Here is a 13,774-nt window from a genome sequence, read left to right on the forward strand (position 1 = left end):
TTTAATAGAAATGCAGAATATTAGGTGAAAAAGCCCTCAGCTGAGGGCTTTTTTCAAAGGGGGGATAGCCTAAAATGGAATGCGTAGTGTTGAAGGATGGAAGTGTCGCCTTAGATGATGTCGATATTCCAAATATTGGTGAGCATGAAATACTAGCCAAAGTTAAGCGCGCAGGTATTTGTGGGACCGATTTAAAATTATATACAGGCAATTATCACATTAATGATGATGCACCGCCAGTTGTTCTGGGCCACGAATTTATCGGAGAAGTGGTCGCAGTGGGGGAAAAGGTCACTAATGCAGTGATCGGGGACCGGATTGTGGCCCATCCTACATACAGCAGCTGTCAAGAATGTACCTACTGCAGCAGTGGAGAATTTAATCTGTGCTCTCATCGTAAGCGGATTGGTTTCGATTATAATGGAGTCTTTGCCCAGTTTGTAAAACTCCATGAACAGCAGGTTTATATTGTCCCTGATACGATTTCAGATGATGCGGGTGCGTTAATTGAACCGCTGTCTGTAGCGGTAAGAGGTGTGTATAAGGCTGATATTACACCAACAGATACTGTTTTAATTATTGGACCGGGCACCATCGGACTATTTACGGCTCTTGTAGCAAAACAATTTGGGGCAACAGTGTTAGTTTGTGGGACGCCAGCAGATGCAGACCGCCTCGAAATCGCTTCGCAAATGGGCGTGGATACCACAGTCATGTCCGGGGATTTTCCAAGTCTGTTAAAAGAGAAAAAGTTGAACATAGATATCGTTTTCGAATGCTCAGGGAATGAAAACGGTGTTAATTTAGGACTTTCCGTCCTGCGTCCAAAAGGGCAATTTATCCAGATAGGTACATCCTCGAAACTAACAAATGTATCTTTTATGGACATCGCTTATAAGGAATTAAAAGTGACTGGCAGTATCGCTGCCATTAAAGAAGATTGGCATACAGCCATCAAATTAATGGAAAAATTGCAGACCAAAGCCCTCTTAATTGTAAAAAAATACTTGGAACTTAAGGATTTTAAAGAAGGTTTTGAGGAATGCCTAAACAATGGCGGCCCAAAAGTTTTATTTACCCCTAGAGAAACTTAAATGAAAGAGAGGCAATGATTAGATGAAAGCTGTTCTAGTAAACGAAAAAAATCATGATCTATATATCGGAGAAGTAAATGACCCGATCCTAAGCGAGGGTGACCTACTTGTAAAAGTGAAAGCAACAGCCATAAACCGGGCCGATTTGCTGCAGCGAAAAGGGTTATATCCGCCACCTCCTGGTGAATCAACCATTATTGGTTTGGAGATGGCTGGTGTGGTTGAAAAAGTTGGCCATGGTGTATCAGACTGGAAGGAAGGTGACAGGGTTTATGCCCTATTGCCTGGCGGCGGCTATGCAGAGAAGGTGGTCATTCCAGCAGATATGGGGATGAGAATACCGGACGAGATGACGTTTGAGGAAGCTGCAGCGATTCCAGAAGCCTTTCTGACTGCCTATTTAAACATGGTTGTATTAGGGAATTTAAAGGCGGGGGAACATGTGCTGATTCATGCCGGCGCTAGCGGTGTTGGAACAGCTGCCATCCAGATTGCAAAGGAAATAGGTGCGGTAAGTATCGTGACTGCTGGCTCTGCTGAAAAATTAGACCGCTGTATTTCTCTCGGCGCAAACTATACCGTTAATTATAAGGAAGAAGATTTTTCGGAAAGAGTCCATGAAATCACGAATAGAGAAGGTGTCCAGCTAATCTTGGACTTCATAGGTGCTTCCTATTGGGAAGCAAATGTAAAGTCAATTGGGATTGATGGAAGATGGATTTTAATCGGGACCCTGGGCGGACAAGCATTGACCTCAGCGCATTTAGGACCATTCCTTCAGAAGAGGATCCAATTTATCGGGTCAACGCTTAGGTCCAGGACCAAAGCATTTAAAATTGATTTAACCCGTCAGTTTGAAGAATTTTCGAGAGGGAAATTTAGTGCCGGAAAACTGGCTCCGATTATCGATCAAGTTTTTGATTGGAAAGATGTATCTTCAGCTCATCAGTATATGGCGGAAAATCGAAATACCGGAAAGATTGTTTTAAAGGTAGAGTGAGGAGGGGAATTGTGAATGTCCAATGTTACAGAAACACAAAAAGAAACTGAGATTTCGACTAAGGAATTAACGAATGCGGAGAGATTTGCTTTAGCATTAAAACGCCATGGTGTTCAGTATATTTTTGGACAAAGTAATCCGCAAACGATTATGCTTGCCTGTTCCGATCTTGGAATTAAGCAAATCGGATTCAGGCAGGAAAATGCGGGGTCCTATATGGCGCAAGCGTACGCGATGTGTTCTGGCACAGTAGCGGTTGTAGCGGCACAGAATGGACCCGCTGCCACCTTATTGGTTCCCGGCCTGGCAGAATGCTTAAAAGCTTCTCACCCCGTGGTGGCCCTCGTTGATGAGGTGCCGATTTCTGAGGAGGAAAAAAACTCCTTTCAGGAGCTTGATCATGTAAAGCTTTTCTCAGGTGTAGCCAAATGGGTGAAGAAAGTACCAGCAGAAGCTAGAATCGAAGATTACGTGGACATGGCTTTTACCGCTGCAGCGAGCGGGCGGCCTGGCCCTGCCGTTTTGCTTATTCCAAAAGATATTTCCTTCGATACGAAGAAAAACCCTGTACAAATAGAAAGAAAGGCTTGCCTGTCTGCTTACCCTTTGGACCGGACTATTGCAGACCCGTCCCGAATCGAAGTGGCTGCTGAACTGCTCGCAAATGCAGCACGTCCATTTATTTATGCAGGCGGAGGTGTCATTTCATCGGGGGCTATCGACGAACTTCGCCAAATTCAAGAAGAATGTTCAATCCCTGTCGCGACAACGACGATGGGTAAAGGCTCAGTTGATGAAGAACATCCGTTAACCATCGGACCTATTGGTTACTACATGGGTAAAGGCGGCGCCACAAAATTCTTGAGGCCAGTGGTTGAAGAGGCCGATGTCATTTTATTGGTAGGAAATCGCACTAACCAAAATGGAACCGATTCTTGGAAACTATTTTCTAAAGACGTACGATTTATACACATCGATATTGACCCATTGGAAATCGGCCGCAACTATGAATCTTTAAGGTTAGCAGGAGATGCAAAATTAACATTGGAAGCATTGAGAAACGCCCTTTTGCGCAAGAATCTCGAAAAAAGAGATAAACAGCGTCCTAGTCTGGTAGAAGCAATTGCCAAAGCGAGAAAAGCTCATACCGAGGAAGCAGAAAAAATCCAAAACACAGACCAATCGCCGATTAGAGTGGAAAGATTTTTAGCCGAACTTGAAAAACAATTAACAGATGACCATATTATTGTGGCGGATGCAAGCTTCTCGTCTGTTTGGCTGGCCAATTATATCAAGGCAAAAGGAAGGCGGAAATTTATTTTTCCACGGGGAATTGCAGGTCTTGGCTGGGGGCTTCCGATGGCAATGGGTGCAAAGGTAGCACAACCAAATCAAAAGGTCTTTTGTTTATCAGGAGATGGCGGCTTTGCTCATGTTTGGAGTGAACTGGAAACATGTAAACGGCACGGAATAGATGTGGTGCTTGCCGTCATAAACAATGAAGTTCTGGCCTATCAAAAATGGGCTGAGCAGGCCCGCTGGGGAAGAAATACATCTGCTTGTGACCTGACTGCCGTTGACCATGCCAAAGTGGCGGAAGCATGCGGCGTAAAAGGTATTAGAGTGAGTTCTCCAGAAAAAATCGAAGAAACTTTGAACGAGGCCTTTGCAACAGAAGGATCAGTGGTTATTGATTTAATAGCAGATCCTGCTTCTTTTCCGCCTCTTCCTTTTTTGAGCGTATTAAATAATATTTAACTAACAAAAAGCTCGTCCTAATTTAAAGTTTTGATCAAGAAAATAAGGAGGGGCGTAAAAAGCACGCCCCGAATTTGTTTGGTTTTTGCCATGATGCCTTATATGAAATGCTAAATATTTAATAAGTGCCGGACTGCATAGGCAAATCCATCTTCATCATTTGTCTTAGAGATTAAATCTGCCTCCTTTTGAACATATAAGGGGGCGTTGGCCATTGCAACAGAAGTAGTTGCTACTTTAAATTGAGAGATATCATTCCCACCGTCTCCAAACGCAAAAATTTCATCAAACTGTACATTCATTAATTGTTGGTAGCGTCGCAGTGCTTCTCCTTTATTTGCCTCAATAGAGGTAATTTCGACTACATGAACGTAAGAAGAGGCCATGGAGACTGCAAATTTCCCCTCGATTGCTTGTTTGACTTGGTCAATCTTTTCAAGTTGATTCCCGGGTGCGACGACCATAATTTTGTAAATTTTAATATCATCCTGTTCAAGAATTTGATCGTAATCATACTGATGGAAAATTTTCGCGATTTCTTCAGGATCTTTATCTTGAAGAGCTGGATATCGACATGGAAAACCACCTTTATTGGTATAGACCATGATCCACATGCCAATTTCTTTTAAAATTTGCATGAGTTCTTTATAGATGGAAACCGATAAAGATGCTTCGTATAGGACATCTCTTTTTTCAGAGTATAGAACAGTCCCATTAATAGTAAAAATGGGAGCAGCTATTTTTTGCACATGATCATATTTGATCACATCATCAAAAGCCCGGCCTGTGTTAAAGATAATCTGATGCCCTTGTTCCCGTAATTCCTTTAGTACCTTGAAACTTTCATCTGATATTTCATGTTTTGAGTTTAATAACGTTCCATCCAGATCAATCGAAAAACATTTCATTTGATATTTCCTCTCTTTTTTTATGGTTACTATGTTCAATATACCATTTTAATAAAACAATTTTTCAAAAAGCAAACATATAAAAATAATAAGTGTTGGAAATGTCCTATTCTATATCTTTTAAAAAATAAAATGAGGTGTCCGCTGTGTCAATTCTATCTGGAATTCGGGTTTTAGATTTTACGCATTACATTTCTGGGCCATATTGCAGTCAAATCCTTAGCGACCACGGTGCTGATGTCATAAAAATAGAGCGGATTGAGGGAGAAGTTGGCAGGATGGCTGGACCTTTCCATGAGGATACAAGTCTGTATTTTGCTGCCCAAAACCGTAATAAACGCGGACTTTCGATCGATTTGAAATCCGAACAAGGCAGGGAAATCATTCATAGGCTTATAAAAACAGCCGACCTTTTAATTACTAATTATGGTGCCGGCGTACCGGAGCGTTTAGGAATAGACTATCAGACCATTTCGGAGATAAACCCCAAAATAAGCATGGTCCATATTACAGGTTTTGGCTTGACAGGGCCTTATAAAAACTATGGAGCATACGATGGGACCATACAGGCTATGAGTGGATTGGCCGGGCTTACTGGACATCTGGACGGGCCTCCTACCAATGTCGGCTTCTATATAGCAGACCATCTCTCAGGATTGCAAGCGGCGATGGGTGCCATGCTGGCTTTAGTGCACAAGGAACGTACCGGCACAGGAAAATATGTTGATGTAAGCATGCTCGATGGAATGCTCTCCTTACTTGGATACCATTTTTCCGAAGTCATATTAAAGGGAATAGAGCCGGATAGGATTGGCAATCGTGACCCTCTCGCATTTTGTAATACGTATCCGACCAAGGATGGTTATATATTTATTGCACCTGCTGCACAGCATATGTGGGAAAAGCTTTGCAGAATCATAGGAAGAGACGAATGGCTGAATAGTGATTCACCCTTTTATGAGAAGGAGAGACGAATGGCCAATCGTGATGTATTGGAAAAGATGGTTGGAGAGTGGACCATCCAGTATACAAAAGGGGAAGTGTTCGAGCTTCTTCAACAGGCTGGGATTGCGTGCGGCCCGGTCAACACATTAAAGGACATTATAAATAATCCCCAGGTTCAGGACAGGAACATGGTACGGGAAATGAATATGGGTGAACAGAGTGATGCTGTATTTGTTACCGGAGTTCCTATTAAAATCAAAGATACCAATGCTCAGAAGTTTTCAGCTCCACCAGAAATAGGCGAACATTCCGTTGAAATACTGGCGGAATTAGGTTATTCCATGGAGGAAATAGAAAGATATTTGACGCTTGGAATTGTTAGCACTTCTGAAAAATAAATTGCTAGAATACAATTTGTCGACTAGTGAAAAGTTTAAGAACACTATTAACAAACCCAGGAAATACCCTGGCTTTGCAATTATTGTCGGAAAATTATAAACTATCAATAAAATGGAAATAGAAAGTTGGTAGATGATGGAACGTATTGAATTGATAGAGTATGACCAGGCAAGTCCCGAAGTCAAGGAGTCTTTAGATTTCATTCAGGATGCGTCCGGGGGACACGTAATGAACGTTTTCAAGGTGCTGGCCAATCAGCCTAAGGTATTGGAAGGAGTTTCGGATCTTATCTTTGGTGCGTACCGTTCCGGTGAGGTAGATGTTCAGCTGACTGAACTTGCTTATCTTTATACCTCCACATTATACAAGTGTCATTACTGAGTACCGACCCATATTATGCTCGGTCGGGGCATTGGACTATCTAAAGATAAAGTGGATCACCTCCGTCACTGGAGGGAAAGTACTGTTTATACCGATATAGAACGGCTTGTACTTGAATATACGGAGAGGCTGGCTACGGAGGTTCGAATTGAGGATGAATTATATGCCCGACTTAGAGAACACTTTACCCCAAGGCAAATACTCGTCCTTTGTACTACTGTTGGGGTAGCAGGAATGATCAATCGTATTCATGGTACCTTCAAAACGGAATTAGAAGAATTCACTTCATCAAGACCAAAAGTACAAGAGAGTTTGGATAAATTACTAGAAAAATAAAGAAGGAGACTAGGCTATGACATTAATAAATACTGTAACTGGACCAGTTGAGTCTTCTGAACTTGGGGTTACGCTGATTCATGAACATATGCGTGTCCGCTCAGAAGCTGTCTTTGTACAATTTCCCCATTTATATGACGAGGAAAAGGAATTTGCCAAAGCGTTAGAGCAGGTAAATAAAGTGAAGGAACTTGGTGTTAAAACCATTTGTGACCCAACGGTGATGGAACTTGGCCGGGATATCCGCTTTATTGAGAGAGTGGCCCGTGAAACGGGTGTGCAAATTATCGCTGCTACTGGTATTTATTCTTACCATTACATCCCGCCTCACTTCCAAAATCGAAGCATTGACTATATGGCGGAATTATTTGTCAGAGACATCGAGGTCGGCATTCAAAACACATCCATCAAGGCTGGCTTTTTAAAATGTGCCACCGATGCACAAGGGGTTACCAAGGATGTTGAAAAAGTGATCCGTGCTGCAGCGCGGGCCCATAAAATGACCGGTGTACCGATTATGACTCATTCCCACCCGGCGAGTGGAACGGGCCTAAAACAGCTTGATATTTTACAAGAAGAGGGAGTGGATCCAAAACGGGTATTAATTGGACATACTGGGGATACCGACAATCAGGAGTACATCCTGCAGGTACTGGAGCGGGGGCCATTTATTGGCATGGATCGATACGGAATAACTAGAGTATGTTCAAACGAATCCCGAAACGATACCGTGATTGCGTTGGCCAAACTAGGTTATGCAGACCGCATGTTCCTATCACAAGATTATTGCTGTTCGTATGACTGGTATCCTGATGGAACATCTGCAAAAACATTTCCGAAATGGAGCATGAGTTTTGTGTTAGAAGAAGTGATTCCAGAATTGAAGAAAAACGGTGTAACGGAAGAGCAGGTTACCGATATGATGGTTGATAATGCTCGCCGGTGGTTTATGGGAAACTAGGAAACTGGTAACAAAGTAAAAAACTGGGAGATGAATGGTGCATGGTAAAGCAAATTCAAATTGGAAAAACTGATTTATATGTGAACCCAATCGGCTTGGGAACCAATGCCGTAGGCGGACATAATCTATTCCCCAACCTGGATGAGGAAGCAGGAAGGGATTTAGTACGGGCAGGATTGGAACAGGGAATTAACTTTTTGGATACTGCGTTTATCTATGGTCCAAAGCGTTCTGAAGAAATCGTCGGGGAAGTGGTCAAGGAACGGGGAAATCGTTCAGAGATTGTGATTGCCACAAAAGCCGCCCATAAATTTGTTGGGGGTGAAGTGGTGCTCGATAATTCCCCAAGCTTTTTAAAGCAGGCAGTAGAAGAGAGCCTAACGCGCCTGCAAACGGATTACATAGATTTATTTTATATTCATTTCCCTGATCAAGATACACCTAAGGATGAAGCGGTCGGGGCCTTGAAGCAGCTAAAGGATGAAGGGAAGATCAGGGCGATTGGGGTCTCTAATTTTTCCCTCGAGCAGTTAAAGGAGGCGAATAAAGACGGCTATGTCGACGTATATCAAGGGGGTTATAACTTATTAAGCAGAGAAGCAGAGAAAGAATTATTCCCATACACGATTGAACATGATATTTCTTTTGTTCCTTTCTACCCGCTTGCCTCCGGGTTTTTGACGGGAAAATATAATATAAATACAGTGATTAGTGAAAAGAATCGAAAACGGCCGCAATTCCAGAAAGAAGTGTATGAGCAAAACTTAGCTAAAATTGAGAAGGTAAGAGAAATAGCCGAAGCAAAAGGGGTAGAGGTTGCTCATGTTGTACTCGCTTGGTATTTAACTCGTGATGGGATTGACGTCATTATACCGGGAGCAAAGACGGCCGACCAAGTGCTTCATAATTTAAAAACGCTAGATGTGGAGCTTTCATTACAAGAGATTCAAAGCATTGACCAGATATTCCAATTATAAATCAGAAAAAGGACCCTTTGGAAACTTAATTCCAATGGGTCCTTCTATTTTTTAAAGCTTAAATTTTTACTACGAATCTCCCTTTAGCCTGCCCTTTCAAAATGATAGGCAAAGTTTCAGGCAGGTCGTCAAGCGAAATTTCAACTGCAATGGAATCCAATAGCGTGGACGGCTTTAAGTCTGTGGCCATTCGATCCCACAGCTTTTTGCGTACTTCCATTGGGCAATAGACCGAATCGATCCCCAGTAGGTTTACACCGCGCAAAATAAAAGGAAACACGCTAGTTGGGACGTTTCCACCACCAGTTAATCCACTTACAGCTACCGATCCGCCATAGTGAATTTTACTTAATACAGACGCTAAGGATTCGCCGCCAACAGGATCAACCGCACCAGCCCAAAGCTGCTTATCCAATACTTTGACTTTTCCATTATAAACCTCTTCACGGGAAATCACTTCGGACGCACCAAGGTTATGTAAATAATCATGTTCAGCATCTTTTCCAGTACTTGCAACTACCTCGTAGCCCCGTTTAGCTAGCATCGAGACAGCAATACTTCCAACACCGCCAGTTGCTCCAGTTACCAAAACCTTTCCCTTTTCAGGAGTAACGCCGTTTTCTTCCAGCCTTTGCACAGAAAGGGCAGCGGTAAAGCCAGCTGTTCCCAAAACCATCGCTTCTTTGAGTGAAAGATTTTCCGGGAGCGGAACAACCCAATCGCCGGGAATACGAGCATATTCACTAAATCCGCCATAATGGGAAACCCCAATTTCATAGCTTGTCGCGATAACTTTATCACCTTCTTGAAAGCGCGGGTCCTGAGACGATACAACAACTCCCGCTAAATCAATACCTGGGATAAACGGATATGTCCTGACTATTTTGCCATCTGCGATGCTGGCGAGTCCATCCTTATAATTTATGCTGGAATAAGCAACTTTGATTAGTACTTCCGCTTCAGGAAGGTTGTCAAAAGAAACTTCTTTAACCTCAACTGAAAAATCGGTCTCCGTCTTATCAACCACTAATGCTTTAAACAATTCGCTCATATTTATTCCCCTCCCACTTTTTTACTATTGAAGCCATTTTACATGGAAAAGCCTTTTTTGTAAAACAAATTCGGACTTATCAAAATATTCATTTAGTTATCCGTGAAAAGAAATAGGAAAAAGGAATCGTACTTATTGAGGAAAATGTTGAATAGGATAGAACTGCATTCAACTTGTTTTTCAATTAGGAAAGAGGTGGCGCATTGCAGACGGTTAGCCTAAAAAGGATGTTGTTAATGGCATCCATGTATGCACTAATTTTCCTACTAATCATTCCCGCTTCTTATGTTGCCGCAAACGGTCAAGGGAGTGGAAATGAAAACGGTAACAATAACGGGGGACAGCAGGAGGGGAATAACGGCAATTCAAACGGGAATCAGGGCGAACAAGGTAAAAATGGCAATAAGAGTACGGAAATACATTTTCATTTAAAAAATGACTGTAAGGAAGACGTAGTAGAGGTTTATGTACTTTGGAAAGGCGTTTGGACTAAGATGGAAGCACCAGGAAATTCCCCGAATTTTAAATTAAAAGATAATGCTGAATATGTAACGGATGATATCACTGCCTTCAAGCTGATTATAAAGGACCGGGATCCGGTCATCATTCCCGTAAGTGACGTAAGAGTCGGTGTAGAAGCAAACGGTACCATCAACTATTGGCAGGAAAAATGTTATCCGCCACCACCTCCGCCGGGTGACAATGACGATGATCATGGCAATCCAGGGGATAATCCGGGAGATAAGCCAGGCGACAATCCGGGAGATAAGCCAGGCGACAATCCGGGAGATAAGCCGGGCGATAATCCAGGAGATAAGCCAGGCGATAATCCGGGAGATAAGCCGGGCGACAATCCAGGGGATAAACCAGGAGATTCAGATAATCCAAATCAACCAGGGCCAAATCCGGGAGGTACGGATCATAATACCCCGCCTCCACAAAATCAAGGAAATCAGAATCCTCCGGCACAAGAAACTATTAAACAAACTACAACAACTGGGGTTCTTCCAAAAACAGGAGAGTCAAGCCCATATGGCTATTATTTAATCGGACTTCTCGTTACCGCTTCCGGTGTGTATTTATTAAGACGAAAAAAGCTAAACAACTAGAATCAAAGCTTTGAGGGAGATTAAAATCTCTCTCAATTTTTTATTGAGGTGCATATATGAAAAAGTTAACTGCTGGCCTTTTAATTCTTTTAGGCATTATGATTATGTTTTATCCAAAAATTACAGAGTTTTTTCATAACCATGAACAAAATTTACTATTAAAGAAATGGGATCAAAAAAAGCAAGGAAACAAAACCTCTCTGGAAAATAATTATCAACGTCTTAATAAGGCATTTGATGAAAGCCTGGAAAGGGAGCCTATTCCTGAGCATGGAACAATCCAGGAGTCTGCCCAGATAAATAAAAATTTAGAAACGGACGGCCTGACCGGTATTATAAAAATACCAAAGATAGACCTAACTCTGCCCATTTTAGAAGGGGCAAGTCAAGCAAATTTAAAAATTGGTGCTAGCCATTTGGAGGGTACGGCCCTTCCCGGTGAAATCGGTAACGCCGCGATTGCAGCCCATCGCAGCCGATCATATGGAAGGATGTTTAACCGCTTGAATGAACTAAAGCCTGGCGATGAAATTGTAGTGGAGGACAAAAAACAAGCCTATACCTACGATATTTACAATGTTTTAATTGTAAAACCTGATGATTTATCTGTTTTAAATCCCAATGGTCAAGACCGAATCTTGACATTGATCACCTGCGACCCCATCACCACAGGAACCCACCGCCTAATCATCCACGCCAAATTAAAAGGGGCCTGATTCTTTTTTACGTATTCAGGCCTCATTTTTCATTTTGCCCCCTTTTTAGTGGGGTTTTTGTATGATAGAATTTAGGCATTTATAGAAGATGGATGTGGTGTTATAAAATGGATATGAAATCTAAATGGAACGCCAAATACAAAGAGCGATTGACTGAGTTAAAGGAGCCTGTTCCTAATCCCCGATTGAAAGATCTTTCCGTACATCTTCACGGCGGGAATGCCCTTGACCTTGCCTGCGGTTTAGGCGGAAACAGTATTTATCTCGCTCAATTAAACTATCATGTAGAGGCTCTTGATATATCAGAGATTGCCATCCACTTTCTTCAGGAACAAGCTGTCAAACAGCATCTCAGTATTAATCCGCGAGTCTGTGATTTGACGGATGTCACAAAGTTTAATATGGAGCAAAGCGCAATCGACCTTATCGTAATTTCCTACTACCTAGACCGATCCCTCTTTCCATTTGTCAAAAGCATGGTAAAAAAGAACGGATTTTTCTTTATGGAAACCTATTATCAGTCACCCAAGACAGCAAACCAAACGATATCCGATCAATATAAATTGAAGCCAAAAGAGCTTATAAACGAATTCAGTGGATGGAAAGTCCTCTTTTTTGAAGAGAACGACCAAGAAGGACGGCAAACGGTATTTTGTCAAAAGGTTTAGCTATTTAAAAATAAAGGGGGTGAAAAGGTGATTGACCCAAAAGTTGATGATAATGCCAAAGTTTTAGAAATTCCAGTGGGTGGATTACATCTTTACATCGATTCCCCTGAAAGGCAAAAACGGTTATATAAGCGGACTTTGGGAGTAGCGGTTATTTCCCAGATGCTCGGTGGGGCAGGACTTGCTGCTGGTGTAACGGTCGGGGCACTGTTAGCCAAAAATATGCTGGGAACTGACCGGTTTGCCGGACTGCCTGTTGCATTGTTAACTCTTGGTTCCGCAGGTGCAGCACTTCTGATAGGAAGAGTGTCGCAGCGATACGGCCGCAGGCTTGGACTGGCAGCGGGTTTTTTGGCCGGAGGTATCGGCGCAATTGGAGTGGTGACGGCTGCTGTCATCAATTCTATTATGCTGCTGTTTGCATCACTATTAATCTATGGTGCCGGAACCGCAGCTAACCTGCAAACCCGCTATGCAGGTACCGATCTAGCCAGTCCTACACAGCGGGCAACCGCTATCAGTATCACCATGTTAGCGACGACATTCGGGGCTGTTTCCGGGCCTAATCTTGTTGATGTAATGGGACGATTTGCAATGACGATTGGTGTTCCAGCTTTGGCCGGCCCGTTTATTTTAGGGGCTGCTGCTTTCCTTTTGGCCGGTACAGTACTATTAGTGCTACTGCGTCCCGACCCGCTTAAGGTTGCTAAAATATTGTCGGATGCAAGTACCAAAGAAAACCTATCAAACCAAGTCCTTGATATTCCTCTTAAGAACAAGCGGGAACTCGTAGTTGGGGCCTCCGTCATGGTCCTTACCCAGCTTGTGATGGTTGCCATCATGACCATGACACCTGTCCATATGAGGAATCATGGACACGATCTGAGTGATATCGGATTAATTATTAGTATTCATATTGGCGCCATGTATCTTCCATCTTTGGGGACCGGAATACTTGCTGACAAAATTGGCCGTACGGCAATGTCCATTGTTGCAGGTGCCACTTTACTTGCGGCTGGTGTCCTTGCTGCTTTTGCACCGGCTGATTCAATGCTTGTCCTTATAGTTGCACTTGCGCTTCTAGGGCTTGGCTGGAACTTCGGGTTGATTAGCGGTACGGCGCTTATCGTCGACGCAACGGATGTGTCCACGCGTGCAAAAACACAGGGGACCTTAGATGTTTTGGTTGCTCTTGCCGGTGCTTCAGGCGGGGCACTTTCCGGGATGGTAGTTGCGCAGACAAGTTACACGATTCTTTCACTAGCTGGGGGCATTTTATCTTTGCTGCTCATCCCTGTTGTCGTTTGGTCCAGGAGAAAACAACCGAATGAATAGCATAAAAGTTCCATGCCTATATTGGCTTGGAATTTTTTTCGTGTTTGGAAAATTTTCATGAATGGGCCAGACACCACAAAACTACTTTAACATGACTGGTAACCAATGAATACAATGATTGACATAGAGTTCTAAT

At 42.8% G+C, this 13,774-nt stretch carries 14 protein-coding genes; 12 read left to right on the forward strand and 2 right to left on the reverse strand.

What is annotated here, in order from left to right; all coding sequences use genetic code 11:
- Positions 1-74: 74 nt before the first annotated feature.
- From ACNQGS_RS01920 to ACNQGS_RS01930, 3 genes are read left to right on the forward strand one after another with little or no spacing between them, the layout of a single operon-like run.
- A complete protein-coding gene (locus tag ACNQGS_RS01920) occupies positions 75-1,094 on the forward strand; it encodes a zinc-dependent alcohol dehydrogenase (RefSeq protein WP_491485871.1) in 1,020 nt (339 codons plus the stop codon).
- Between the two features lie 22 nt (positions 1,095-1,116).
- Positions 1,117-2,094 (forward strand): NAD(P)H-quinone oxidoreductase, encoded by a 978-nt coding sequence (locus ACNQGS_RS01925; protein WP_491485872.1) that lies wholly within the window; start codon positions 1,117-1,119, stop codon positions 2,092-2,094.
- A gap of 15 nt (positions 2,095-2,109) precedes the next feature.
- Positions 2,110-3,852, forward strand: coding sequence for an acetolactate synthase catalytic subunit (locus ACNQGS_RS01930; protein ID WP_491485873.1), 1,743 nt, complete (start codon positions 2,110-2,112; stop codon positions 3,850-3,852).
- A 110-nt stretch (positions 3,853-3,962) separates the two neighbouring features.
- Here ACNQGS_RS01930 and ACNQGS_RS01935 read toward each other — a convergent pair whose 3' ends face one another.
- On the reverse strand, positions 3,963-4,760 hold the full coding sequence (locus ACNQGS_RS01935; RefSeq protein ID WP_491485874.1) for a Cof-type HAD-IIB family hydrolase: 798 nt from the start codon (positions 4,758-4,760) through the stop codon (positions 3,963-3,965).
- Positions 4,761-4,906: 146 nt separating this feature from the next.
- On the opposite strand from ACNQGS_RS01935, the gene ACNQGS_RS01940 reads away from it, so the two are divergent.
- The 5 genes from ACNQGS_RS01940 (at position 4,907) to ACNQGS_RS01960 (ending at position 8,759) form a co-directional block, all read left to right on the forward strand.
- Positions 4,907-6,103: a CaiB/BaiF CoA transferase family protein gene (locus ACNQGS_RS01940; protein WP_491485875.1), complete on the forward strand. Its 1,197-nt coding sequence runs from the start codon at positions 4,907-4,909 to the stop codon at positions 6,101-6,103.
- Between the two features lie 133 nt (positions 6,104-6,236).
- On the forward strand, positions 6,237-6,485 hold the full coding sequence (locus ACNQGS_RS01945) for a hypothetical protein (RefSeq protein WP_491485876.1): 249 nt from the start codon (positions 6,237-6,239) through the stop codon (positions 6,483-6,485).
- 15 nt (positions 6,486-6,500) lie between these two features.
- The gene (locus ACNQGS_RS01950) at positions 6,501-6,821 is read left to right on the forward strand and encodes a carboxymuconolactone decarboxylase family protein (RefSeq protein ID WP_491485877.1); all 321 of its coding nucleotides are present in this window, start codon (positions 6,501-6,503) and stop codon (positions 6,819-6,821) included.
- A 16-nt stretch (positions 6,822-6,837) separates the two neighbouring features.
- Complete coding sequence (locus ACNQGS_RS01955) at positions 6,838-7,782, forward strand: phosphotriesterase family protein (RefSeq protein WP_491485878.1); 945 nt, start codon at positions 6,838-6,840, stop codon at positions 7,780-7,782.
- A 41-nt stretch (positions 7,783-7,823) separates the two neighbouring features.
- Positions 7,824-8,759, forward strand: coding sequence for an aldo/keto reductase (locus tag ACNQGS_RS01960; protein ID WP_491485879.1), 936 nt, complete (start codon positions 7,824-7,826; stop codon positions 8,757-8,759).
- Between the two features lie 58 nt (positions 8,760-8,817).
- On the opposite strand, the gene ACNQGS_RS01965 is transcribed toward ACNQGS_RS01960, so the two are convergent.
- Positions 8,818-9,810, reverse strand: a complete 993-nt coding sequence (locus ACNQGS_RS01965) for an NADPH:quinone oxidoreductase family protein (protein WP_491485880.1) — start codon at positions 9,808-9,810, stop codon at positions 8,818-8,820.
- 236 nt (positions 9,811-10,046) lie between these two features.
- On the opposite strand from ACNQGS_RS01965, the gene ACNQGS_RS01970 reads away from it, so the two are divergent.
- From ACNQGS_RS01970 to ACNQGS_RS01985, 4 genes are all read left to right on the forward strand, one after another.
- The gene (locus ACNQGS_RS01970; RefSeq protein ID WP_491485881.1) at positions 10,047-10,919 is read left to right on the forward strand and encodes an LPXTG cell wall anchor domain-containing protein; all 873 of its coding nucleotides are present in this window, start codon (positions 10,047-10,049) and stop codon (positions 10,917-10,919) included.
- A gap of 56 nt (positions 10,920-10,975) precedes the next feature.
- Positions 10,976-11,635, forward strand: coding sequence for a class D sortase (locus tag ACNQGS_RS01975; RefSeq protein WP_491485882.1), 660 nt, complete (start codon positions 10,976-10,978; stop codon positions 11,633-11,635).
- Between the two features lie 107 nt (positions 11,636-11,742).
- A complete protein-coding gene (locus ACNQGS_RS01980) occupies positions 11,743-12,303 on the forward strand; it encodes a class I SAM-dependent methyltransferase (protein ID WP_491485883.1) in 561 nt (186 codons plus the stop codon).
- 69 nt (positions 12,304-12,372) lie between these two features.
- A complete protein-coding gene (locus ACNQGS_RS01985) occupies positions 12,373-13,638 on the forward strand; it encodes an MFS transporter (RefSeq protein WP_491486045.1) in 1,266 nt (421 codons plus the stop codon).
- Positions 13,639-13,774: the final 136 nt, after the last annotated feature.

The organism is Neobacillus sp. PVCKKU3 (genome assembly GCF_058323225.1).

Excerpts from the sequence above, each read along its gene's own strand:
- ACNQGS_RS01965 (WP_491485880.1), bottom strand. The coding sequence starts at position 9,810 with ATGAGCGAATTGTTTAAAGCATTAGTGGTTGATAAGACGGAGACCGAT.
- ACNQGS_RS01945 (WP_491485876.1), top strand. The coding sequence starts at position 6,237 with ATGATGGAACGTATTGAATTGATAGAGTATGACCAGGCAAGTCCCGAA.
- ACNQGS_RS01930 (WP_491485873.1), top strand. The coding sequence starts at position 2,110 with ATGTCCAATGTTACAGAAACACAAAAAGAAACTGAGATTTCGACTAAG.
- ACNQGS_RS01955 (WP_491485878.1), top strand. The coding sequence starts at position 6,838 with ATGACATTAATAAATACTGTAACTGGACCAGTTGAGTCTTCTGAACTT.
- ACNQGS_RS01970 (WP_491485881.1), top strand. The coding sequence starts at position 10,047 with ATGGCATCCATGTATGCACTAATTTTCCTACTAATCATTCCCGCTTCT.
- ACNQGS_RS01980 (WP_491485883.1), top strand. The coding sequence starts at position 11,743 with ATGGATATGAAATCTAAATGGAACGCCAAATACAAAGAGCGATTGACT.
- ACNQGS_RS01925 (WP_491485872.1), top strand. The coding sequence starts at position 1,117 with ATGAAAGCTGTTCTAGTAAACGAAAAAAATCATGATCTATATATCGGA.
- ACNQGS_RS01950 (WP_491485877.1), top strand. The coding sequence starts at position 6,501 with ATGCTCGGTCGGGGCATTGGACTATCTAAAGATAAAGTGGATCACCTC.
- ACNQGS_RS01920 (WP_491485871.1), top strand. The coding sequence starts at position 75 with ATGGAATGCGTAGTGTTGAAGGATGGAAGTGTCGCCTTAGATGATGTC.
- ACNQGS_RS01935 (WP_491485874.1), bottom strand. The coding sequence starts at position 4,760 with ATGAAATGTTTTTCGATTGATCTGGATGGAACGTTATTAAACTCAAAA.
- ACNQGS_RS01975 (WP_491485882.1), top strand. The coding sequence starts at position 10,976 with ATGAAAAAGTTAACTGCTGGCCTTTTAATTCTTTTAGGCATTATGATT.
- ACNQGS_RS01960 (WP_491485879.1), top strand. The coding sequence starts at position 7,824 with ATGGTAAAGCAAATTCAAATTGGAAAAACTGATTTATATGTGAACCCA.